The sequence below is a fragment of the Celeribacter sp. genome (genome assembly GCF_048259695.1).
Taxonomy (GTDB): Bacteria; Pseudomonadota; Alphaproteobacteria; order Rhodobacterales; family Rhodobacteraceae; genus Celeribacter.
The window spans coordinates 245,164-267,860 of the sequence record NZ_JBLXHL010000003.1 but is presented as its reverse complement, the minus strand read 5'-3'; the positions used below and the strand labels follow the sequence as shown (position 1 = coordinate 267,860).

17 protein-coding genes, 1 tRNA gene and 1 CRISPR repeat array are annotated in these 22,697 nt (G+C 60.7%); of the genes, 9 read left to right on the top strand and 9 right to left on the bottom strand.

The features are described from left to right. Positions 1–70: 70 nt before the first annotated feature. From rpmA to ACN0Q0_RS07120, 3 genes are all read right to left on the bottom strand, one after another. Positions 71–340: a 50S ribosomal protein L27 gene (rpmA, locus tag ACN0Q0_RS07130; RefSeq protein ID WP_417242691.1), complete on the bottom strand. Its 270-nt coding sequence runs from the start codon at positions 338–340 to the stop codon at positions 71–73. Positions 341–363: 23 nt separating this feature from the next. Beyond that, positions 364–963, bottom strand: a complete 600-nt coding sequence (locus tag ACN0Q0_RS07125; protein ID WP_417242690.1) for a 50S ribosomal protein L21 — start codon at positions 961–963, stop codon at positions 364–366. A gap of 289 nt (positions 964–1,252) precedes the next feature. Then, positions 1,253–2,113 (bottom strand): hypothetical protein, encoded by an 861-nt coding sequence (locus ACN0Q0_RS07120; protein ID WP_417242689.1) that lies wholly within the window; start codon positions 2,111–2,113, stop codon positions 1,253–1,255. Between the two features lie 219 nt (positions 2,114–2,332). Here ACN0Q0_RS07120 and ACN0Q0_RS07115 point away from each other — a divergent pair. Further along, a tRNA-Ser gene (locus tag ACN0Q0_RS07115) sits at positions 2,333–2,420 on the top strand. A 92-nt stretch (positions 2,421–2,512) separates the two neighbouring features. On the opposite strand, the gene ACN0Q0_RS07110 is transcribed toward ACN0Q0_RS07115, so the two are convergent. After that, positions 2,513–3,319, bottom strand: coding sequence for a WYL domain-containing protein (locus ACN0Q0_RS07110; protein WP_417242688.1), 807 nt, complete (start codon positions 3,317–3,319; stop codon positions 2,513–2,515). Positions 3,320–3,404: 85 nt separating this feature from the next. Here ACN0Q0_RS07110 and ACN0Q0_RS07105 point away from each other — a divergent pair, with 85 nt between their 5' ends. The 6 genes from ACN0Q0_RS07105 to ACN0Q0_RS07080 are packed head-to-tail and all read left to right on the top strand — an operon-like array spanning position 3,405 to position 11,489. Next, on the top strand, positions 3,405–4,574 hold the full coding sequence (locus tag ACN0Q0_RS07105; protein ID WP_417242687.1) for a hypothetical protein: 1,170 nt from the start codon (positions 3,405–3,407) through the stop codon (positions 4,572–4,574). Next, entirely contained in the window at positions 4,567–5,430 is an 864-nt protein-coding gene (locus tag ACN0Q0_RS07100; protein WP_417242686.1) for a type I-F CRISPR-associated protein Csy2, read from the top strand. The genes ACN0Q0_RS07105 and ACN0Q0_RS07100 overlap by 8 nt, the downstream gene beginning before the upstream one ends. Beyond that, the gene (gene csy3, locus ACN0Q0_RS07095) at positions 5,423–6,511 is read left to right on the top strand and encodes a type I-F CRISPR-associated protein Csy3 (protein ID WP_417242685.1); all 1,089 of its coding nucleotides are present in this window, start codon (positions 5,423–5,425) and stop codon (positions 6,509–6,511) included. Before ACN0Q0_RS07100 ends, csy3 begins: the two co-directional genes overlap by 8 nt. Beyond that, on the top strand, positions 6,508–7,158 hold the full coding sequence (locus ACN0Q0_RS07090) for a hypothetical protein (RefSeq protein WP_417242684.1): 651 nt from the start codon (positions 6,508–6,510) through the stop codon (positions 7,156–7,158). The genes csy3 and ACN0Q0_RS07090 overlap by 4 nt, the downstream gene beginning before the upstream one ends. Before the next feature lie 19 nt (positions 7,159–7,177). Continuing rightward, positions 7,178–8,131: a type I-F CRISPR-associated endonuclease Cas1f gene (cas1f, locus tag ACN0Q0_RS07085; protein ID WP_417242683.1), complete on the top strand. Its 954-nt coding sequence runs from the start codon at positions 7,178–7,180 to the stop codon at positions 8,129–8,131. After that, entirely contained in the window at positions 8,124–11,489 is a 3,366-nt protein-coding gene (locus ACN0Q0_RS07080) for a hypothetical protein (protein WP_417242682.1), read from the top strand. Before cas1f ends, ACN0Q0_RS07080 begins: the two co-directional genes overlap by 8 nt. A gap of 86 nt (positions 11,490–11,575) precedes the next feature. Continuing rightward, a CRISPR array of direct repeats spans positions 11,576–15,203; the repeat unit is 28 nt; unit sequence CCTCCCCGCCGGACAGGCGGCTGAGAGA. 27 nt (positions 15,204–15,230) lie between these two features. Here ACN0Q0_RS07080 and ACN0Q0_RS07075 read toward each other — a convergent pair. The 5 genes from ACN0Q0_RS07075 to ACN0Q0_RS07055 are packed head-to-tail and all read right to left on the bottom strand — an operon-like array spanning position 15,231 to position 20,489. Continuing rightward, positions 15,231–16,154, bottom strand: coding sequence for an SMP-30/gluconolactonase/LRE family protein (locus tag ACN0Q0_RS07075; RefSeq protein ID WP_417242681.1), 924 nt, complete (start codon positions 16,152–16,154; stop codon positions 15,231–15,233). Continuing rightward, entirely contained in the window at positions 16,151–17,101 is a 951-nt protein-coding gene (locus ACN0Q0_RS07070) for an ABC transporter permease (protein ID WP_417242680.1), read from the bottom strand. Before ACN0Q0_RS07070 ends, ACN0Q0_RS07075 begins: the two co-directional genes overlap by 4 nt. After that, a complete protein-coding gene (locus tag ACN0Q0_RS07065; protein ID WP_417242679.1) occupies positions 17,098–18,033 on the bottom strand; it encodes an ABC transporter permease in 936 nt (311 codons plus the stop codon). The genes ACN0Q0_RS07070 and ACN0Q0_RS07065 overlap by 4 nt, the downstream gene beginning before the upstream one ends. Further along, a complete protein-coding gene (locus tag ACN0Q0_RS07060) occupies positions 18,030–19,475 on the bottom strand; it encodes a sugar ABC transporter ATP-binding protein (protein ID WP_417242678.1) in 1,446 nt (481 codons plus the stop codon). Before ACN0Q0_RS07060 ends, ACN0Q0_RS07065 begins: the two co-directional genes overlap by 4 nt. A gap of 9 nt (positions 19,476–19,484) precedes the next feature. Beyond that, on the bottom strand, positions 19,485–20,489 hold the full coding sequence (locus ACN0Q0_RS07055) for an ABC transporter substrate-binding protein (RefSeq protein WP_417242677.1): 1,005 nt from the start codon (positions 20,487–20,489) through the stop codon (positions 19,485–19,487). A 245-nt stretch (positions 20,490–20,734) separates the two neighbouring features. On the opposite strand from ACN0Q0_RS07055, the gene ACN0Q0_RS07050 reads away from it, so the two are divergent. Both ACN0Q0_RS07050 and ACN0Q0_RS07045 read left to right on the top strand, forming a co-directional pair. Beyond that, a complete protein-coding gene (locus tag ACN0Q0_RS07050) occupies positions 20,735–21,979 on the top strand; it encodes a sensor histidine kinase (RefSeq protein ID WP_417242676.1) in 1,245 nt (414 codons plus the stop codon). After that, on the top strand, positions 21,976–22,689 hold the full coding sequence (locus tag ACN0Q0_RS07045) for a response regulator (RefSeq protein WP_417242675.1): 714 nt from the start codon (positions 21,976–21,978) through the stop codon (positions 22,687–22,689). The genes ACN0Q0_RS07050 and ACN0Q0_RS07045 overlap by 4 nt, the downstream gene beginning before the upstream one ends. The last annotated feature ends 8 nt before the right edge of the window (positions 22,690–22,697 follow it).

Here is a 22,697-nt window from a genome sequence, read left to right as displayed (position 1 = left end):
TGACCATTAAATACGAAGAGGACCGGCTTTCGCCGATCCCCCTGATTTTCTCAAACCGTTTCGGGTCGGCTTATTCAGCGGCCTCGGCCACCGGAAGCACGGAAATGAATGTGCGCTTCTTGAGACCTTTGTGGAAGGTCACCTGGCCGTCGGTGGTTGCAAAGATCGTGTGGTCACGACCAAGGCCAACGCCCTCGCCTGGCCAGAACTTTGTGCCGCGCTGACGCACGATGATGTTGCCCGCGATTGCGGCCTGACCACCGAACAACTTGACGCCAAGACGGCGACCTGCTGAGTCGCGACCGTTACGGGATGAACCGCCTGCTTTTTTATGTGCCATGGTAGTATCTCCTAACTTATCGCTTACTGAGCCAGTTCTTTGGCCTGTTCAACCCACTCGGGCTTCACTTTAACGGCGTCGAAGGATGCCGCATCTACGGCAGCGAGCTGCGCGTAGGTGGTGATGCCGGCGTCATTCAACTTCGCAGCTGCTGCGGGACCGACGCCGGTGATGGCGGTCAGATCGTCAGAACCGGAAGCGGCAGGCGCCTGGGCTTTTGCTGCTTTAGGGGCAGCGGCTTTTTTCGGAGCGTCCGCTTTCGCAGCAGCAGGAACAGAGCCTGCGCCTTGAGCCGCTTTCACGCCGGACTTGTCGGCACCTTTTTCAAGGATGTTGGTCACGCGCAGAAGCGTCAGCTGCTGACGGTGGCCTTTGGTGCGTTTGGAGGAGTGCTTGCGGCGACGTTTGACGAAGTGGATAACTTTCTTACCCTTGATCTGGTCGATCACTTCGGCTTGTACGCCTGCGTCCGCCACAAACGGCGCACCGATGGTGGAACCCACCATCAAAATCTCGTTGAACTGGAGTGTTTCACCAGCTTCAGCGGCAAGTTTTTCAACGCGCAAAATGTCACCATTTTGCACTTTGTATTGTTTACCGCCGGTTTTCAGAACCGCAAACATGCAGTCGTCCTTTTCTATATACCCGCGTCCTTTGGCCTTGGGGTCCATGCCCCAACGTTTGTTGCCTCAGACAGCGCGTCCCTCCACGGGGACGAGATTGTCATTAATTTCACTATCTTAGCTATCCCGAACGAGACAAGCGCGATGCACCCGAGGCCAATAGACAATGACTCGATCGACCCGTATGGCTCGTCAAGTGGCGCGTGTATCGTGGAACACCGCCCGCAAGTCAAGCGGATAGTGTCGCCCATCCGCCCCTTTGCCACGCGCCTCACCCGTGTGGCGCATCTTACAACTCCTGACCGCTATAGATGTGCAACAGCTGCCCCGTCCCCGCGCCCAAAGCCCGCGACAGATCGGCGTAAACCGCATCAAAGGCGGCAAAGAGCGCCAAGTTGAGCCGCGCCCCCTCGGGGGATTTGGAAAACGCGATATACCGTGCGAATTCGTCGTCGCTCAACGGCTCATAGGCCAGGGTTGAATAGCCGTAGACCCATTCGGAGACATCGGCACGCACCTCTGGCTCATAGCTCCAGATCTCGCGCAGGATATCCTCGTCCGACATCATCGGCGCTGCATCACCGCTTTGGCCCAATCCGACCATATAGGCATAATCGGCATTCATCGCCCCGACCACGTTCATCTCGACCAGATCATTGGCGTTCACATAATCGTCGATCAGCTTTGCCCGCGCACTCTGGGGGGCAAGTTCCGCCCATGCCTGTGCCGCGACGTCTTCCATCGCCTCGTCGCCCATAGCGATCCGTGCATCCAGTTCGAGCTGTGCGATGGTCTGGCCGAACTCGCCGCGAAAGAACGCCACCATCGGCGCAACATCCGCACCCTCAAGCGCCACACCCATCTCCACGCGGAACGCGTCGAGCATCACATCGGCGCGGTACAAATCGGCCAACATGCGCACCCAGGCCTCGCGCGGAATACCATCGTCGTCGCGCTCCAGCTGGTCGATCATGGCGCGGCCCTCTTTGGCCAGAACCTCGACGATCTCATCCATGCGCAGCGCGTCCATCAGGGCATCCACGTCTTTTGCCCCGCCGTCGGCCTTTGCACCGCGCCCGAGCGCGATCACCAAAAGCCCCGCCATGAGCGCGGATAAAACGATCTTGAGCAGGGAAACATGTTTGGGCATTCGGGGCGTCCTCATGGTCAGAGACAATGGCATCGCACAGCGGGCGGGCCTGTTGTATCCAAATCTAGTTGCCCCCCTGCCCTTTGCCAAGTCACCCTCACACACATCTGCGGCATTATCATCAACGTGCTAAAGGGCGCGTTAAAACCCGGACAAGCGGCAATTAATTGCAAAAAGGGGCTTGCAGTCACCCAAAAGCGCGGCTAAATCGCGCACAACGGAGAGGTGCCGGAGTGGTCGAACGGGCCGGTTTCGAAAGCCGTTGTACCGAAGGGTACCCAGGGTTCGAATCCCTGTCTCTCCGCCATAATTTTCTAAATCAATGACTTAAAGCCCCCGTTTGATATGAGGAACGGGTTGGATGCACCGACAGGCCACGCGGCTATTGTTCGTCTGACGTCATAGCGGATCCAGTGATGTAACCGTTACAGGGGCCTCGAACCCATGATCGATGTCATCAATCAGATATTTGGCCACCGCCTTTTTGACGCGAAAACCACGCGTGCCATGGCTATCGACCCCGTAGTCAAGCTGTACGGATGTCAGGTTTGAAATTGGCGAACCGCCCTGCCTGAATTTGATTTGCAGGCGCGCACTCTCCGACCAAAGCCTGTCCTCTTCCTTGTTGGCATAAGCGGGCTCGGCCCCCACCTGTTCAACGTGAACAATGCGCGACATTACATAGTCAAAATAATCATTCAAACCATGATCGAAGGCCCTGACATGCATCCGCCCCACGACATGCACGATGGAATGCGGCGAGAGGACCTTTGTGCTGTCGTTGTTTTTTGAATGGTATCGCACACAAATCGGGGTCTTTGACTTGATCGCCTTAAAGATCGAGCGCACGATCCAGAGTTCGGGTTCACGTCGTTCCACTTCGACCTCAATGTAGCGCCCACCCCAAAGATTGGCTTTCAACCAGACCTGCAATGACGGCATTTGTTCAAAGACAGGCGCAGATGGCAGTGTGACGTCCCCGACCAGTTCAAGGCGCCCACCAACCGGTCGATCATTTTGATCGCGGACAAGCACCCGACCAACGGCACGCTCGAAATCACGGGCGAACCCCGCCTGATGCCGCGAGGCGCTCGCCTCCGACAGGCCGAAGTTGTTTTGATACACCACTTTCTCGGAGGGACCGAATACACCGCCATAGCGCAAACAGGCCTCGATCCAACCAAAGTGTATTTCCTGACCATTCATAAGATTCTTTCAAAATGAAAGTTTATATTCTTTGAGACACCATGGAAGCCAACTATCGTTTTTTCAATTCATTTGTGAGGCGAACATGGTATCCGATGACACCCTTAAAGATCAAAATGCGAACATGGCCGCGAAAGCTCAGGACCTTCTGACATTCAAGGCGCCGGGCCGGCCTCTTCCGCCGGACCAGATTCACGCCGAATTTACGGCGATGAAGGGCGCGCTCAAAAAGCCGCTGACGGCACAAATCGCCCGCCGGATCTGCGAAAAGAGCGGCAGTCACCTTATTAAACTCGTGAGCCCGCGCGTTGACGGGGACCATGCGACCCTCCGGTTCGATGATCCGGCCTCCAACCGCAGATCGACACTCCTTCCGTCGGTCAACGCCCCCGATATTCCGTTTTGCAAGGTGGTCTACCGGCCACTCGAGGTTATCGGCGGGGCGACAATGTCGGTTGTCGACCATATTTTAAATCCACAAGAAAACTCGGACTTGGTCTTGGGAGCCTTTGGCGAGGTGTTCGGAGCGGACATTTTGGAGGCCCTGAAAGACGGCCTTCTGGCCGATCCTGTTGTGCCGCGGAATTTAGGTGCGGGGGAGTTTCCGATTATCTTTGTACCACGCGCAGATGGTAGCGACCTCCAAATCACGCCTGTATCGCCCGCCACAACATTCATGGGAATGAAGCGCGTCACCGATGCCTATTTCCAAAAGGCACAGCCCGGAGCACCCCGCCCGCCCCGCGGCCGTTGGGCAAAACAGGCCGTCAGCTCCAAACCGCAAAACATCTCCGGTGCCATCGGCGGCCCGCGCGTCCGGTTTCTGGCAACGATGCCCCCCGCCATGCATCAAGCAGAGGCAGAGATGTACCGTTTTGTTCACGGCGGCAGCTTTCCGCGGTGGCGCGACGACGAGGTGGCCCTTTGGGTGATGCGGTATGCCGACATGTTGGACGCACACACAACATACAACAACCACGACACCCGTGCAGCCCTTGACCGAACGGCCGACCGGATGCTGCGCGATGCCGGAAATTTCATTGCGGAAACCCTCGCCGAGGCCCGCAATGTCGCCCTGATCCACGGCATTGATCCGGCCTCCATTGCCAAGCCTCCGTCCCTCCCAACACTTCTGGTGCGACGGCGATGGCCGCAAACCGACGCGTACGACCGCGCCAGAATGGCGCTCACAAGTTCCCATTTCGAGGACCGCCTGCGTAAACTACGTGGTGAAGGGGAGGCCGCACATGAGTGATCTTCGCAACGTATTTGTGGTGAAAAATATCCGCGCAACCAATGTCAATCTGATCATGAACGACTTTGCGGCGGGACTGCCAAGCCCGTTGTCCTTTCTGGGGCTTGCGGACCTTCTGGCTCGAAATCTCGGCCTGACCCCGTGGAGCGCGCGGGTGATCCCGGTCCTGCATCGCGTCACGCTTTGCGAGGGGCGCACGAAACCCGAAATGGAAAACAAATCGGGCGTGTTCACCCCGATCGAAACCATGGAAGACCTGAAAGGATATGTGGAGGTCTCTTTGTTGCTCCACCTTCCCGGATGTGACAGCGAAACCGCGCTCAGACACCACATGGTTGGCCGCCGCATTGCCGGCGGGCTGATCCAGAACGAAACGGTTGAAATACATTCCGCAACCGCCGACGGTTCGGCGTTTCGCGACCTGAGACGCGGGTATGCCATGATCCGGCCCGCGCAGGCCGAACGCCGTTTCATCACCTCCGGCGATCTTGAACCCGACCAGAGCGGTCTGGCCCGGCTTGCAAGCCTCCTGTTCCCCGCGGAACGCCCGCCCGGGTTTGGCTGGATTGTGCCGTCCGCTGTCGGGTATCGCCTGTTGGAGGATCCCGAAACGGTGCCGCAACGCCTTCGCACCCGTAGCAAGGATATCCCGCACGTCTTTGCCGAACCCGTCGTCGGTATTGCCGAGTTGGTGTCTGTACGGCACGCCCGCCTTACCGGCCTTACAATGTCTGGCCTGAACGATCTGTTCTGGTCATGGGACGTGCGCGACGATCTGGTCCTCGGCCACTCTGATTATCATCCCGATTCCCATTCACCTGACCAACACTCCAAGGAAGTTTTGACCCATGGCTAAATCCACATCTCTTTCCCTCGAAACAGGCATGCTCGCCTTTTCCCGCTCCGTTCAAATCACCGAAGGCCTGTTCTTTGCAACCTCCTCCGCCGAAGACGGCAAGCTCACACCGGTCGAAATCCTTGAAAAAGGGGTTCGCGGGCAAACCTCACAGGACAACGCCAAAGACAAGGCGGGATTGAGCAATCCCCAATCTGTGGAATATGCGGTTGTGCCACAGGGCCATGACGGGGTGCGCCTGTCGTTCTCGGTCCGGTTCATGCCGCTGTCGCTTCAGCCGCACGCCTGCAACAACACCGATGTTGGCGCCGCCTATGAACGCATGGCCCGCGCCTATCGCACGGCGGGCGGGTTTCACACCCTCGCCGCGCTGTACGTCTGGAACATCGCAAACGCCCGCTTTGCGTGGCGCAACCGGTTCCAATCCGATCACATGACCGTGACGGTCAATACGCCGGATGCAGGCACATTGGTTTTTGATCCGTTCAAACTCGGTCTTGACGCTCCGGCCTCTCGCGATAGCCTCGCTGACAGCCTCGTGAGCGGGACGGCACAGGCGCTTGATAATCTGATCGAGAGCGTGGCGGATGGCCTGTCGAACCCCGACCTTACCGCCTACTCGATCAAGGTGGCATGGGACGCCACGATGGACCCGGGTCAGGAGGTGTTCCCGTCACAGGAATATATCCGCGACGAAAAAGTGGACAAACAACTGAGCCGCGTCTTTGCCAAGCTTCCGACGTTCCACGGCGGACGCAATCTGATGCAAGCCTCCATGCACTCGCAAAAAATCGGCGCGGCATTGCGCCATATCGATATCTGGCACGGCAGCGACGAGCATGACGCGCCAATCGCTGTGAACCCCTATGGTGGCGTTCAGGACACCAGCGCCGTGTTGCGCAACCCCAAATCCAAGCGCAGTTTTTATGATCTGCGGGCCAAGGCCGAAGATCTGATTGGCGCGATCGAGGCCGCACAAAGTCCCGACGATATCTCCGGCGATGCCCATTTCGTCATGGCAAACCTGATACGTGGCGGGGTGTTTGGCTCCAGCAGCAAAAAGGCGGAGGCAAACGGATGACGGATTTGAATGCCGGCCAAGGGCGGTGTCAGGCCACCGCCCGCCTTTTGATTAAACCCGTGCGTGCCGCCATCGAACTGGGGGCTGCACAGGATGTGCTCGTATCGGCGCTACGCGCGGTTCATCATGCCAACCGGCACGGCAGTGTCGAGGATTTTATCGCGGTTGCCTTTCCCTCAATGCGCCTTGGCCGCGACACCATGTTGCCCGGTCACGAGCTTGAACTCATCGGGTCCCCGGCCTCCCTCAGCGCGCTCGTCACCCTTGACGGCCTGATGAAACTGTCGCGCCGCGGGATGATCGAAACGGCCGACATCGGGGAGATTTTCGTTGATGTCGGCACAACGGCCTGCGCCTACGTCCGCGACCGGTCCAGTGAGAAACACACGCCGGGATGGATCCGCCGCAACAAAGCCCGCGCAGAACGGCGGGGAAAACCATTGGGCAAAGACGTCGCTGTGAAAAAACACGATCCGACGCTTTTAACACTGCGCCACGGCGAGGCTGTTTTGCATATCCGCGAAGTCCGCGGCGTCTATGGCGGCGGCCCTCTTACGGTATCAACCTACGGCTTGTCATCCGCATCCGCGCCGGCCATTCTGCCCGTGCTGTCCGATGCCGCCGGCGAGGCGGACGATGCAGCATAAAGGTGGCCCACGGTTACTGGTGACAGATCGCGAGGGGGCGCTTTACCTTGAACGCGCCCGCATTCACGTCGAGGGTGACAGGGTTGTCTATCATATAACCGATGATGAATATCGGCGGGAGTACAACATCCCCCATGTCAACCTTGCGGTTCTGTTCATCGGCCAAGGCACGTCTATTTCCCAAGATGCCATGCGGCTGTTGGGCGAAGAGGGGGTTCATCTGGCCGTCACGGGAAGCGGCGGCAGCCCGATGCATATGGGGGCGCTGACCACCTATACGGCAACGCGCCATTTCCGCGAGATGCTGCCGGTGTATCTCGATCCTGAAAAATCCCTTCTTGCGGCCAAGGCCGTGATGCGGGATCGCACCGCGCGTATGAAACAGACCGGCGCAGCCCAGACGCAAAAGCGGCTCAAGCAGCGAGACACGTCAGGATTGTCAAAGATTTGCACCCGCTTCGAGACCGCACTGGACAGCTGTGCCGACATCCAACAGATGTTGGGATTCGAGGGCAATTTTTCCAAGGCTTGCTACGCTGAATTTGCCAAAATGTCGGGCCTGTCCAAAGGTCACACTTTCCGGCGCGCGGCGGGATCGGGCGCTCGGGACCGGCGCGAAAGCGATCCCGTGTGGCAAGTGAACCGCCTGATCGATCATGGGAACTACCTGTGTTACGGGATGGCCGGCGCTGCCCTTTGGGCCTTGGGCATCCCTCCCCATATGTCGGTGTTTCACGGAAAAACACGCGCGGGCGGCTTGGTCTTTGATCTTGCCGACAGTTTCAAAGACGCTCTGGTGCTGCCCCTTGCCTTCTCGCTCGCCCATGAAAAAGAGACCAAAGATGCAGAACGCACATTCCGCGGTCACCTGATCAACGCGTTTGATGACACGGAAATCCTCAAAAAGGCGATTGCAACAGTCGAACATATGCTCGCGGCGGCCTCATCGGGAAAAGACCACGAAAATGCGTGAAATAATTGCAGTTTGCCGATCCGAAAAGGCGTCCAGAGACAGGGTTGCGCGGGTTCTTGACCGATATTTCTGGAGGATCGGTGATCGGACATGGCGCGGGAAGGCCACCAATGCCTGTCTGGACCGTGTTGCCAAAGAACTGCGCAAACGCGCAACCCGCAACACCGCCGTGGTCATCCATGAAATCCGCCAAACTGCGCAAAGCCGAAAACCGATTATCCGCATCGGGGCGCGTCATGCATTCTCCGATGACGGCGTTGTCCCCGTGTCCTCCCACCCTTCGCAGTTCCGGCGCGGGGCGGCGATACAGGCCGGAGACGACGCCGGATTGGCGGCGGTTGCACTGGCGGCCCTGTTCCACGACCTTGGCAAAGCCACAACTCTGTTCCAGTCCAAACTGCGCCGCGCCCTTGACGGTGGTGCGCCCGAAGCCGATGCGGTGCGTCACGAGCTGTTTTCCGCCGCCGTCTGGGATGCGTTGTTTGGCGAGAGCGAAGATGCAGACCTCTCAACCCACCTTGCAACCCTGACGCCCGAGCGGATTGACCAAGCCTGCGTTGCGGTACGCAAGCCGCTCCAAGCCATTCACAGTGCGCCACAAAGTGCCCTCGGGTTCCGGTTTGTCGCACGTCCGGGCAGCCTGTCGCATCTGATCGGGATGCTGATCCTCACCCACCACCGCCTTCCCGAGGGCGAGAATGATCATGTCACCATGTTGGGCGCACGGCATGTACGTACCGAAAGCCCGCTGGATCGGGATACCGACCTTGCGATTGCAGCCGGAACACCGTTCTGGCACGAACACTGGTGGCTTGCAGCACTTGGCAGCCAGGCACGCGCTCTGACAGCCCCCCATGCACGCGCCCACGCAAGTGCCGACATCGCCCTGCGGGCGTCCCTGATGTTTGCAGACCACCTTGGCTCGGCCAAAAAAGCCGTACAAACGTCCCTGCCCGACCATTTGGCCAATACCAAAAAGCCCGATGCACATTCGGCATACGCCCCCGCAGATAGCGTATCGCGCCACGTCAAGCGGGTCTTTCGCTATGCACGTTTTGCACATGATATGACCCACCGGCTGCGCGATAGATATCCCGCCCTCAACGAGCCCGAGCTCCCCACAGATATTGCCTGTCCCGATGTGTCCACCAATCCCCGTTTTGCATGGCAAGGCGAGGCAGCACACGCCGCGCGGGCCATGTGCGAGCGCCACGAAGGCGGGTTCTTTGCGGCGATCCTCGCCGGCACCGGCACAGGCAAAACCCGGGGCGCCCCCACCATCCTCGCAGGGGCGGCCCTCGGCGATACACGCCCCGAACGGCGTTATTTCCGCATGAGTCTGGGATTGGGGCTGCGGGTTCTGGCAACCCAGTCGGCAGCCGAATATGTTGAGGACCTCGGATTTTCAAGCACAGATGTGTCGGTCCTGATCGGAGATCCTCCACTGGATTTCGACACCGGTACGGACGCGACCTCTCCCCCTCCTGACGACGGATCGGAGAGCCTCATACACCTGCCGCCATGGCTTCGGGTTGAAAGCCCGAACACCCGTATTCCCGAGTTCGCCTCTGACGGCGAGGCGCAGTGGCTTCGGGGACTGTCCCTTGATACGGGGCGCCGCCTGCCCGCCTTTCTCGACGAGGTTCTGGAACACGCCGGAAAGCATCAGGCCTCCGCAAAGCGACTGATACAGGCCCCGATCATGGTCGGGACCATTGACCACCTGATGGGGATCGCCGCCCCGACAAACGCGCGCTACCTGATTCAATCCTTGCGCGTGATGACCTCCGACCTGATCCTTGACGAAATCGATCAATATGACGCCGAAGATCTGGCCGCGATAGCCCGTCTGGTTTTTCAGGTCGGGGCCTTGGGCCGTCGGGTTGTCTTGATGTCCGCAACCCTGCCCGCCGATATCGCCGAAACGTTTCACACGGCCTATTGCCGCGGATGGTCCGAATACGCCCGGGCACATAACAGAGCGGACCATGTGAACCTGTTGATCTGCGGGGATGCCCCGGGCAGCGTGTTCACCAATGTCGACGGCGGCACCCTGCCCGATATCCTCGGCCGGTGTCAGGACACCATCCGCAATGCCCTGCGATCCGCGCCCCCCCTCAGGCCTGCGGAGATCCTTGCCCCTTGTGACACATGGCGGGATCTGGTCGGTCAAATTGATGCGGGGTGCTCCCGCCTCCATGACCGGAACGCCATAGAAATAGACGGCCACCGCGTCTCCGTTGGCATGATCCGCATGACACGGATTTCCCACACCACGGCACTAGCCGTACAACTTCCCTCCGGCCCCGTTGGAAACCGCCTGCGGCTCATCGTCTGTCTACACGCCCAGATGCCCCGCTTGCACCGTGGCTATATCGAGAGCCGGCTCAAACGCGCCCTCACGCGCAAGGCCCCCCATGACCCGAATATAGGTGTCAGAACCCTATGCGCCGACACCGGCGTGTTCGCACGCGCTGCCGCGATCGGGACCCGTGATGTGGAAATTGTCATTGTCACCACACCCGTCATAGAAACCGGCAACGATCTTGATTTTGACTGGGCGATCCTTGATCCCGTCTCGACCCGTTCGGTTATTCAATCCGCAGGCCGCGTTTGCCGTCACCGCCCCGCATCGGGCAAGGCCCCGAATACACTCGTTCTGGGCCGCAGCCCGATCGCGATGCAACAAGGCGAACTGGCGATGCCCGGCGTCGAAACCACGCCCGCCAAACCGACCGGTGTGCCAAAGGTCGAAACCCTTTTGCCCTTTGTCGGGCGCCATTTCAGCGACTTGGCGGGAAAGGCCGATTTCACCGCCATCACCGCGATGCCCTTGCTTTGTACCGATGTGCCGTTCCCCTTGCGCGATGCCGAAACATGGCTGCGGGGAAAGATGATTTCACTCGATCAAAGAGACCCCCTCGGGCGATACATCTATTGCCCGAACGCGCGGTGGACCCTTGCCATGACGCGCAGCCGCAAGTTCCGGCGCTCGGACACCCGTGACATCGAGCTTCGTTTCATTGGCGCCACCCTCGGCGCGGCCAAATGGTTTATCAACCTTGCACCGGGGACAAAATCGAGCCGCTTTACCGAAATGGGGGAGGATCTGTCGTTCGGGCCAGAAACACCGCCCGGCGCCCTGTTCGAGACCCTGACCGAAAGCGGTTGGCACGCCCTACAGGGGGGACATCGCGAGATGGCCGCAGCCGACATCAGCAGCCTTTTGCGGGTGGGATTTTCCACCTATGGCGATGACTTGTGCTGTGCATTGACCTATAGTGACTTTACCGGATTCACACGCGGCACGCCCGATGATCTTTTGCAAGACTTCGGAAAAAGCGCTAAAGTTCAGTAACTTAAAATGCTCTTTGAAAATATGGTATAAATTAGGGTTAGCCCCTAAGTCTCTGACATCCCTTTTCTTTACAAAGAAAAGGGAGCCCTCCCCGCCGGACAGGCGGCTGAGAGAACCTATTTGCTCATGCGCTAACACTTCAAAAGCCTCCCCGCCGGACAGGCGGCTGAGAGACAATGAGACTGGCCGCGCCGGAAAGAATAGTTCCTCCCCGCCGGACAGGCGGCTGAGAGATTTGAGAATTTATTGAGCCCAAGAGCCCATAGCCTCCCCGCCGGACAGGCGGCTGAGAGAATCGACGAGGTTCTCGCTATTGCGCGGGAACACCTCCCCGCCGGACAGGCGGCTGAGAGAACAGTTTCAACAGGCAACGGACCAAAGACGGTCCTCCCCGCCGGACAGGCGGCTGAGAGATGTATCTCTGCGAAGCCATGAGGCCAGAGCGACCTCCCCGCCGGACAGGCGGCTGAGAGATCTCGACGAGAGTGAAGGCTTGGATTTCTTCGCCTCCCCGCCGGACAGGCGGCTGAGAGAAATTCTACGAGGCCATCGACCTCGTTCACAAACCTCCCCGCCGGACAGGCGGCTGAGAGACAACGGCGTTGTTACGGCATCCACGCTCGGCACCTCCCCGCCGGACAGGCGGCTGAGAGACTTTTCTAAACTGATGGAGAGATAGCTATGCACCTCCCCGCCGGACAGGCGGCTGAGAGAATAATGGAATCGTCTGCAAGTTCTTTCGAGACCCTCCCCGCCGGACAGGCGGCTGAGAGATGCGGTCTGGCGCTCTGTCGCGCTCTATCACCCCTCCCCGCCGGACAGGCGGCTGAGAGATGCGGGCGTCTCAAACGCGGAGCCGTGGGAAACCTCCCCGCCGGACAGGCGGCTGAGAGATCGATGACTTCGTCAGGCTTCACATAAGTGAACCTCCCCGCCGGACAGGCGGCTGAGAGACTAAAGGGGTGGAAACCGTTATTCTGCTTTACCCTCCCCGCCGGACAGGCGGCTGAGAGAATTTCATCGCCGCCAAGCGCCTCGAAGTCCTCCCTCCCCGCCGGACAGGCGGCTGAGAGATCAGCGAACCGCTCGATGCGCTCAAAGTCATCCCTCCCCGCCGGACAGGCGGCTGAGAGAGCTGATCCAAGCCGAAATCGAAAGGGCGAAGACCTCCCCGCCGGACAGGCGGCTGAGAGAGAAGATCCTGTACCCGTGGTCAATTGCAGGTTCCTCCCCGCCGGACAGGCGGCTGAGAGATGTGCGCCGTTTGCGCTGTGGGTGGTGCCGCTCCTCCCCGCCGGACAGGCGGCTGAGAGAAACTGCAAGCAGAACGTTGGTGGCGACATTATCCTCCCCGCCGGACAGGCGGCTGAGAGATTGCGCCGAGCGTCACGGCCTATGCCCGTTTCCCTCCCCGCCGGACAGGCGGCTGAGAGACTCAAAAGGAAGCCCGCGCAGTGGAATGCTTTCCTCCCCGCCGGACAGGCGGCTGAGAGACAAGCCTGTGCAACCTGTGACCCGTCGAAGTCCCTCCCCGCCGGACAGGCGGCTGAGAGATTGCACCTTGACACCATTCATTGCGATATGATCCTCCCCGCCGGACAGGCGGCTGAGAGATAAATGGCAAAGACCTCTGGTTTGGTCTGTGTCCTCCCCGCCGGACAGGCGGCTGAGAGACGCATTGAAGCAGATCAAGCCAACCGTGCTTTCCTCCCCGCCGGACAGGCGGCTGAGAGATTATATATTTTGGTATCATTTGACGGCATGTACCTCCCCGCCGGACAGGCGGCTGAGAGAATCTGGCAATACGAACGGGGTTTCCATGCCTTCCTCCCCGCCGGACAGGCGGCTGAGAGAAATCAATAATTGCAGTGTATCCACCCGACACTCCTCCCCGCCGGACAGGCGGCTGAGAGACACGCTTGGGGCCAATAGATCGGCAATTATACCCTCCCCGCCGGACAGGCGGCTGAGAGATTCAGGAGTGACGCCACCCGTCCAATCAATAACCTCCCCGCCGGACAGGCGGCTGAGAGAACCGCGTCGATTGCGCCAAAGATAATCTACTTCCTCCCCGCCGGACAGGCGGCTGAGAGACTCAAACAGAGTTCGGCGGCATCATCATCACGCCTCCCCGCCGGACAGGCGGCTGAGAGAGATATATGGGCGGACGCTATCAAAGCGCAGATCCTCCCCGCCGGACAGGCGGCTGAGAGACACGTATCATTGCTCGATACATCGTCCGTTGACCTCCCCGCCGGACAGGCGGCTGAGAGACTTGAAGGCCCGCGTCAGACAGCACGCCAACCCCTCCCCGCCGGACAGGCGGCTGAGAGAGCAAGTGTGACTGCGGATTTGGTGACGTAAATCCTCCCCGCCGGACAGGCGGCTGAGAGATTTTCCTATTCGCGGTCCTTCCCAAAGGCGATCCTCCCCGCCGGACAGGCGGCTGAGAGATTGTGGGCAATTTGGGACGCGATCCTGAAACCCCTCCCCGCCGGACAGGCGGCTGAGAGATCTAAGTGAGGTGGGTACCATACATCGACATCCCTCCCCGCCGGACAGGCGGCTGAGAGACTTACGTGGACGACAACGGGGACAGCGTTTGCCCTCCCCGCCGGACAGGCGGCTGAGAGATGAACAGCGTCAGGCAACGCACTGCGAAGATCCCTCCCCGCCGGACAGGCGGCTGAGAGAGTTCCACGAACCCTGCACGGGGCGGCGCTCCCCCTCCCCGCCGGACAGGCGGCTGAGAGATTTGTTTGACGCGCACATTGGCCTAGCAATGCCCTCCCCGCCGGACAGGCGGCTGAGAGAATGCTGCGCTCAACCACGGACTGGAAATAGCTCCTCCCCGCCGGACAGGCGGCTGAGAGACGCGCCCGATGTTTGCAGCGTGAGAGATTGCACCTCCCCGCCGGACAGGCGGCTGAGAGAACATAACAGCGGCGGCAAAATCGACGTTTTGCCCTCCCCGCCGGACAGGCGGCTGAGAGATATGCTCGGAATTCGAGGATAGCGCATTAACCCCTCCCCGCCGGACAGGCGGCTGAGAGATCTAGCGGCGTCGGGTAGAAGTCACGCTCTACCCTCCCCGCCGGACAGGCGGCTGAGAGACGTATCAATCGGCAGCAATCCGCCCTCACGCACCTCCCCGCCGGACAGGCGGCTGAGAGATCGACAAGAACAGTATACCCGTCCGACAGACCCCTCCCCGCCGGACAGGCGGCTGAGAGAGATCTGCTCGAAACCATTCACGCCCCCGAACTCCTCCCCGCCGGACAGGCGGCTGAGAGAACGAGGCAGAAGCCGAATAATCAAGATTATTCCCTCCCCGCCGGACAGGCGGCTGAGAGAAGAGACGCCTAATAAGTTCGCGCAATATGAAACCTCCCCGCCGGACAGGCGGCTGAGAGAACATGCGTGGCGGCAAGCTTACACCCGTAAATCCTCCCCGCCGGACAGGCGGCTGAGAGAGCAAATGGCGCGTTGGCTGTAATTGAGGTAGACCTCCCCGCCGGACAGGCGGCTGAGAGATGATAGCCGCTTCGCCCTGAGGATCGCCAAGTCCTCCCCGCCGGACAGGCGGCTGAGAGATCATGGTCCGGCGGCGCACGCGCAATGCGGACCCTCCCCGCCGGACAGGCGGCTGAGAGATCTTTGTTGAGGCGTTCGGCTTCGCGTTTGGACCTCCCCGCCGGACAGGCGGCTGGTGGGCCATGCCCGGCGCTGCACGCGGCGCGGTTATGGCCGTGTCCAGTTCTCCGCGCCAAGCGAGCCGACAAAGATACGGTAGACCGATGTCGTCGCGGTGATGAACATGCGATGGCCGTCCGCACCGCCAAAACACAGGTTGGCCACGGTTTCAGGCACAAGGATCTTGCCAAGAAGCGTGCCATCGGGCGCAAAGCAATGCACCCCGTCGGCGGCCGAGGACCACAGGTTGCCAAGCGTATCCACCCGCATCCCGTCGGGCAGCCCGCAATCAATCGTCGCAAAGATCCCGCGATCGGTCAGGGTTGCCCCGTCCACATCGAACTGACGGATCACGGCAGGCACGCTGTCGTCGTGGCTCGATCCGCTTTCGGCAATGTACAGACGGCGCTCGTCGGGCGAGAACACAAGGCCGTTGGGTTGGGTGAAATCGGACACCACCGCGCGGATCTCCCCCGTGGCGGGGTCGACACGAAACACATGGCGGGCGGCTTGTTCGGGGGGGGCCTGATAGCCCTCGAAATTGCCAAGAATGCCGTAGGTCGGATCGGTGAACCACACCGCGCCATCCCGCGACACGACCACGTCATTGGGCGAATTCAACCGCTTGCCCTCATACCGGTCGGCAATCACGGTCCCGGCGCCGTTGGTCTCTGTGCGCACCACATCGCGCGCCCCGTGGCGACAACTGATCAGGCGGCCTTGGGCGTCGCGGGTGTGTCCGTTATGAAATCCGGATGCGGCGCTATAGGTCGACAGGCCTTCGGCCTCGCTCCACCGCATGACCCGTTGATTGGGAATGTCGGAGAACAGCACACATTGATGATCGCCGAACCACACCGGACCTTCGGCCCATGTGAAGCCTGTGGCGATCCGTTCGAGTTGCGACATCGGGTGGACGAGATCGAGAAACCGCGGATCACGGACCTCGAGATGGGGGGGAAGGGTGATCATGCGCGTGTCCTTCGCGTGCTGGCGGCAATCACAATGCCGATGATAATAGCGCCCGTGAGCATCATACGAACCCCTGCACCAAAGCCGTAGGAATTGAGCATGGAGACCACGAGGAACATGAAAAGCGAGGCGCCCCACACTCCGGGGACATTGGACATGCCACCGGCGATCGAGGTGCCGCCGATGACGACCACGGCGATGGAGGTGAGCAGGTATTCCTGTCCCATGTTAAGTGCCGCACCGCCTGAAAAACTGGCAAGCAGGTAGCCCGCGATGGCGGCAAAAACGGCGACGGAGACATAGGTGGTCGCCCGCACAAGCTCGACAGGGATGCCCGCAAGTCGCGCCGCGCGCAGGTTCTGACCCGCCGCCAACAGCCACCGCCCGAAAATGGCACGCTCCAACACGATCCAGACCACCACCGACAGCAGCACCCCCACGAGTGCCACATTCGGCACGCCAAAGCTGCGCCCTGTGGCAAACCCGGCCAGTTCGGCGGGCGGTTTGATCCGCAGGCCACGGTTCGACCAGATCGCAATGGATTGAAACACAAGCGAGGCCGCGAGGGTGGCAATGATAGGAGGCAACCGCAGCAGGTAGATCAGCGCGAAATTGGCCAGACCGGCCGCAATCCCCACGCCCACGGCCACGCAAAGCCCCACGAGTGCTGTCCCCGACTGGCTGCCCATGACCTTGAGCGCGAGGGTGGCCGCGAGGGTCATGGTGGCGGGGATCGACAGATCCACATTGCCGGGTCCCAAGGTGATCACGAGCATTTGGCCAAGGCCGACGATGGCCGCAAAGGCCCCGAATGACAGGGCGGCATAGGCCAGCTCCCCTGCCCCGCGCCCCTGCGTCAACGCCATGACGGCGAGGAACGCGGCGGCGGCGGCCAACCATGACCAGATCCACGGACGGGCGAGCGCCATTTTAAAAACCGGCATCATCCCTGCTCCTTATCGTTGCGGGTGAACATCAAACGCGCCGTCAGCACGAGGATCAGGATCGCCCCTTGCGCCCCGATCTGCCAATCGGGAGACAGGCGCATAAAGGACAGAAACGACGCGGCAAGTGCGAGGGTGAGCGCGCCAATGACAGCGCCCACGGCGGAGACCCGCCCGCCGACGAACTCGCCGCCGCCCAAAATCACACCCGCAATCGACAAAAGCGTGTACCGCATCGCGATATTGGCATCCGCCGAGGTGGCCAGACCCACAAGCGCCATGCCCGCAAGCACACCGAACAAACCCGCAAGCCCGTAGGCGAGCGCCTTGAGGCGGATCAACGACCACCCTGCGCGTTGCACGGATTTGGCGTTGCCGCCGACCCCGCGCAGGATTGTCCCGATGCCCGAGCGCATGATCACCAAATGGGTCACCCCCGCGATCAGGATCGCCGCGACCACGGCCATTGGCGCGAGCGGCGGCTTGACCGTCATCACCGAACGGATCCACCCCGGGGCGGCCCCGCCCGGTGACGGGAGGATCATGATGGCAAGGCCACCCCACACGAATGACATGCCCAAGGTCACAACAATGGCAGGCAAGTCAAAGGCATGGATCAACGCACCGATCCCTGCGTAGGCGAGGATCAGCGCGATCAGCACAAGCACCCCAACCAAAGGCGTATCGTTGAGCAGCGTTGCGGTCACACAGGCGGTCAAGGACACGAACGCGCCGAGCGACAGGTCGATATCGTTGACCATAATCACCATCATCTGCGCCACAGTGGCCAGGGCGATGGGTACCGCGAGATTGAACAACAGGTTGACCCCGAAATAGCTCATCGCACGGGGCTGAAGGTAAAACGTTGCCACCAACAGCACCGTCAGGGACAGCACCGGCAGCAAAATGCGGTAGCGGGCAAAGAGCGCGATCATGCCGTTTCCTCCTGCATCTCGAACGAGGCTTCGAGAATGCGGTCTTCGGTGATGTCATCGCCGCAAAGCTCGGCGGAAATCGCGCCGTTGCGGAACACGAACACGCGGTCGCATTGGCACACCTCATCCGTTTCGGTGGAATACCACAAGAATGTGCGGCCCTGTGCGGCCTCGGCCCTGATCATCTCGTATACATCCTGTTTGGTTCCGACATCTACGCCACGCATCGGGTCATCCATGACCACAACCGGCGCTTTGGTGGCCAGAGCGCGGGCGAAAAGTGCCTTTTGCTGATTGCCGCCCGAAAGCGACAAAACGGGGTTGGACATATCATCGGTGCGAATGCCGATCCGCGCTTTCCAGTTGGCACCGATGGTGCGCTCGCCGTCCCGGTCCACCATGCCGCGCCGTCCCTCTTGTGACAGCGTGGCCACGGTGATGTTGCGCAGGATCGACCACAGCGGGAACACGCCATCGCGCCCGCGATCGCCCGCCACAAACACCATTGGTGCGTCCTTGCCACCGCGCCACGAGGAGGTCGCAGCGAAATACAGCCGCGCCAAGGCCTCGGCCTGACCATGTCCGGCCAGACCCGCAAGACCGACGATCTCGCCGCGCCGTGCCGACAACCCGCCCGCATCGGACAGCATCTCGTCACCGAACACGCGGCTCTGTTTGTCTGCCTGTGCAGCCGTTTCGTCGGCCGCCACATGGCCCATTGCGTCCACAAGCGTGGCCCGCGAAAACTCTGTCGTGGGGCGCGACGCCACCACTTTGCCGTCCTTCATGACAATGATGGAGGAGGCCACATCGAAAATTTCCCCCAACATGTGAGAGATCAGAACCACCGCACCGCCACCGGCGCAAAACGCGCGGATATATGCCAAAAGCTGTCGCGCGATCCCTGCATCCAGCGACGAGGTTGGTTCATCGAGAATGACCAGACGGGCGTCCGATCCGCGCGGGGCGAACCCGATGGCAATCTCGACCATCTGGCGCTCGGCAATAGACAGGCGGTCCACCGTCATATCCGCATCGATTCCGTGGTCGGGAAACACGCGATCAAGGCTCTCGGTGATCTGCGCACGCGCCGCTTTGCGCCACCCGATGCCTTTGAGAGTGCTGTGCGAAATGCGCAGGTTCTCGGCCACCGTCAGGTTGGGACACAACGACAACTCCTGAAAGACCGAGCGCACGCCTGCGTCGAGCGCCCGTGCGGCCCCCGAAGCGGGAAAGGCCACCTGCCCCCCTGTGGGCGCAAGCCCGCCGTTGATCAGATTGACGAGGGTGGATTTGCCCGCGCCGTTATGGCCCACGAGGCCGATACACTCGCCCGCGTGGATGGACAGGCTCACCCCGTCGAGCGCCCTGACCGCACCGAAATGTTTTTCGGCATCGGTCAAGGCGACAATCGGGGTGCCGGATGTCATGGCCCCAGTCATCAACAGTCCTTACTGTGCGGCTGCGATGACGGCTTTGGCGTCGTCGAGGCTATAATCCACCGTTGCAACCGAGCCTGTGGGCGTGGCGGCGAGCGTTTCGTCAAGCGTGTCTTGCGTCACTTTCAGGAACGGCACGGACAGGTCTTTGGGAACGTCGGCCCCGTCAAGGATCTGTTGTGCGACCCAGAACGCCAAAGAGGCAACCCCGGGAGCGATAGAGAGCGACATGGTTTCATAGCCGTTGGCATCACGCTGTTCGGCCCACCATGCCATCTCGTCCTGACGGTTGCCCAGAACGATCAGCGGCGTGTCACGACCTGCGGCCTTGAACGCCTGTGCTGCGCCATAGCCATCGCCCCCTTGGGTCACAACACCGACCACCTCGGGCAGAGACGGCAAGATACCGGCCACGGCTTTTTGTGCCACGTCCTGCGCCCAATCGCCATGCACGGCGCCGACGATTTCGAACTGTGGAAATTCTTCGACACCCTGATGGATCCCTGCGGAAATTTCGTCATCGACGAACACACCCGCAAGGCCGCGAATTTCAAGCAGGTTGCCGCCATCGGGGTGACGACCCGCAAGGTATTCCACCTGCAAACGCCCCATTTCCTTAAAGTCCACGGCGATGCGCCATGCGCAAGGCTCGGTGACGATGCCGTCAAAGGATACGACCGTCAGACCCGCGTCACAGGCTTCCTTGATCGCGCCGTTGATGGCGGTCGGGGATGCGGCATTGACGACGATGGCGTCATACCCTTGCAAGATCATGTTCTGGATCTGCGCGGCCTGCTCCGTGGCCTGATTTTCGGATGTGGTAAAGGCATCGGCCTGTGCGACCGCGCCATCGGACACGGCGCTCGTTGCAACATCCTCAAAGGATTGCAACATCGCCTGACGCCACGAGTTGCCCGCGTAGTTGTTAGACAGGGCAATGCGTTTATCGGATGTGTCGGCAGTCGCACCGGACGCCATGATGGCGGCCGCCGCTGCACTCAGAAAAAGTGATTTCATATCGGGTCTCCTCCCAGTTCGGCGCAGGGTTGTCGCTGCGCCCCTATCGCGGATCTCGCCCTCCTCAAGGCGGATCACGAACCCGGATGCTTAACAATCGGCCCTTCCCTGTAAAGCGCACAAGCCGCAAACCTGTTGCGGGTTCCCGCACAATAGATGCGGGGTTTGCTGTTCTCGTCCGCTCCGAACCGCGCTACACCTGACCCTGACACACGAACACGCCCGTGCTGCGTGAGGGAGAGGCCATGGATCAGGCGACAACACAACATGCCGCCCCCGCGTCGGCGGCGGCGGGGCGCAACAGGGATATTTTCCTGCGCATCTCCAACCACCTTGCCCGGGTCACACAGATCCAGTCGGCTCTGGCGGCCGTTGCCAAAGAGGTGGCGCAGGTCCTTCCGTTTACCCATTTCGATATCTGTTTGCTCGATGGTCCCGACTGGACCGTGAGCTACGAGGTCGGCATCCAGACCCGTTGGTCGCGCAAACGTGCGCGGTTGGAGAATTCGCCCGTACGGTCCATCCTGTGTGGCGATCTGGACTACATGATTTGCACCAATGCGATGGAGGACCCGCGCCAGACCTTTGCGGGGGCGACGAGCGAGCCGATCTTTAACCACAACCTGCGCTCGCGGGTGCATGTCAGCATGAACGTCATGGGCCAACGCGTTGGAACATTGAACATTTCGCACAGCGATCAAAACCGGTTCGATCACGACACCCTGGCCTTGGCACAGCCCCTTGCCGATCTGCTTGCGCCCTATTTCCACGCCCTGCGCGCAATCGAGAAAGCCCGACAAGACGCACAGGCGCGCACCGAATTGCAATCGCGCGAAGAAGGGCTGCGCCGTGGCGCCTCCTCGCTGACCCTCGCGCTCGAACAGGAACGCCAACGCATCGGGATGGACCTGCACGACCAGACGCTCGCGGATCTCACGCGGCTGATGCGCATCCTCACCGACGAGACGCATCCCCTTGACCGGAGCTATCTGGCCGAGGCCATGGCCACCAGCATCCGCGACCTGCGCCAGATCATCGAGGAGGCGATGCCCGCGCAACTGGATCTGTTCGGGTTGAGCCACGCGCTGTCTGCGCACCTGCAAAAAGTGGCACAGACCCGCGCCCCCCGTGCCTGTGATCTGCGCACCTCTTTGGTCGACAATGTGGATTTCGAAATGGACGAGATGTTGCCCAAAGACGTGCGTACCGCCATCTACCGCATTGGTCAGGAGGCGGTGAACAACGCGGTCAACCATGCCGGAGCCTCCTCCATTGTCATCACGCTCGACACCGACCGCGCGGGGGATCTGGTGATGTGCGTGCGCGACGACGGTATCGGGTTCGACACGCACGGGCGCACGCGCCGCTCGGGGCTCGCCCATATGGAAACCCGTGCGCGGCTCGTGCGCGGCCATCTCGATATCACAAGCGAACATGGCACCTGCGTGACGTTTCGCTTGCCGCTGTCGGCACAGGAGGCCCCCCAATGAAGCTCTTGATCGTCGAGGATGACCAGTTTCACGCCAATTTCATGCTTGAAACAGTGTCCAGAACCATGCCCGAGGTGAGCGAGATCACCTGTGTCGCCGATGGCAAGAAAGGCGTCGACGAGGCCGCCACGGGGATGTACCCCGGTGTGGTCCTCGATCTGCAAATGCCCGGCCGCAACGGCGTCGAGGCCGCCCGCGCCATCTGGTCGACCCGTCCCGATACCCGTATCCTGTTCTGGTCGAACTACGCCGACGAGGCCTATCTGCGCGGTATCACCAATATCGTCCCCGAAGCCAGCGCCTATGGCTATGTCCTTAAAACCGCATCGGAAAACCGGCTTGGTCTTGCGCTTCGTGCGGTGTTGATCGAGGGACAGATCATGGTGGACCGCGAGATCAACGGCTATCAGCAACGCGCCACCACAACACACACGGCCCTATCGGAAAGCGAGTTCAACGTGCTGATCGATGTGGCGCTTGGCCTCACCGACAAACTGATCGCCGACCGGCGGGCCATGTCACTGCGCTCGGTGCAAAACCGTCTTTTGTCGCTCTATCAAAAACTCGGCGTCGAGGATGAGACCGGCGCGTTCAACAAACGCACCCGTGCGGTCAATCGCGCCATGAGCGGGCGGATGCTCAATGTCGAAACCCTGATCGCCGCCGAACGCGAACTTGAGCCATGGTTGGCGGCGAATACGGCGCCATAACCATAGGA

Bases quoted from the DNA above. Each gene is read 5' to 3' on its own strand.
- ACN0Q0_RS07125 (WP_417242690.1), bottom strand. From the start codon at position 963: ATGTTTGCGGTTCTGAAAACCGGCGGTAAACAATACAAAGTGCAAAAT.
- ACN0Q0_RS07110 (WP_417242688.1), bottom strand. From the start codon at position 3,319: ATGAATGGTCAGGAAATACACTTTGGTTGGATCGAGGCCTGTTTGCGC.
- ACN0Q0_RS07060 (WP_417242678.1), bottom strand. From the start codon at position 19,475: ATGACTGGGGCCATGACATCCGGCACCCCGATTGTCGCCTTGACCGAT.
- ACN0Q0_RS07105 (WP_417242687.1), top strand. From the start codon at position 3,405: ATGGTATCCGATGACACCCTTAAAGATCAAAATGCGAACATGGCCGCG.
- ACN0Q0_RS07045 (WP_417242675.1), top strand. From the start codon at position 21,976: ATGAAGCTCTTGATCGTCGAGGATGACCAGTTTCACGCCAATTTCATG.
- csy3 (WP_417242685.1), top strand. From the start codon at position 5,423: ATGGCTAAATCCACATCTCTTTCCCTCGAAACAGGCATGCTCGCCTTT.
- ACN0Q0_RS07050 (WP_417242676.1), top strand. From the start codon at position 20,735: ATGGATCAGGCGACAACACAACATGCCGCCCCCGCGTCGGCGGCGGCG.
- ACN0Q0_RS07075 (WP_417242681.1), bottom strand. From the start codon at position 16,154: ATGATCACCCTTCCCCCCCATCTCGAGGTCCGTGATCCGCGGTTTCTC.
- ACN0Q0_RS07100 (WP_417242686.1), top strand. From the start codon at position 4,567: ATGAGTGATCTTCGCAACGTATTTGTGGTGAAAAATATCCGCGCAACC.
- ACN0Q0_RS07065 (WP_417242679.1), bottom strand. From the start codon at position 18,033: ATGATCGCGCTCTTTGCCCGCTACCGCATTTTGCTGCCGGTGCTGTCC.
- ACN0Q0_RS07070 (WP_417242680.1), bottom strand. From the start codon at position 17,101: ATGATGCCGGTTTTTAAAATGGCGCTCGCCCGTCCGTGGATCTGGTCA.
- ACN0Q0_RS07120 (WP_417242689.1), bottom strand. From the start codon at position 2,113: ATGCCCAAACATGTTTCCCTGCTCAAGATCGTTTTATCCGCGCTCATG.
- ACN0Q0_RS07090 (WP_417242684.1), top strand. From the start codon at position 6,508: ATGACGGATTTGAATGCCGGCCAAGGGCGGTGTCAGGCCACCGCCCGC.
- ACN0Q0_RS07080 (WP_417242682.1), top strand. From the start codon at position 8,124: ATGCGTGAAATAATTGCAGTTTGCCGATCCGAAAAGGCGTCCAGAGAC.
- ACN0Q0_RS07055 (WP_417242677.1), bottom strand. From the start codon at position 20,489: ATGAAATCACTTTTTCTGAGTGCAGCGGCGGCCGCCATCATGGCGTCC.
- rpmA (WP_417242691.1), bottom strand. From the start codon at position 340: ATGGCACATAAAAAAGCAGGCGGTTCATCCCGTAACGGTCGCGACTCA.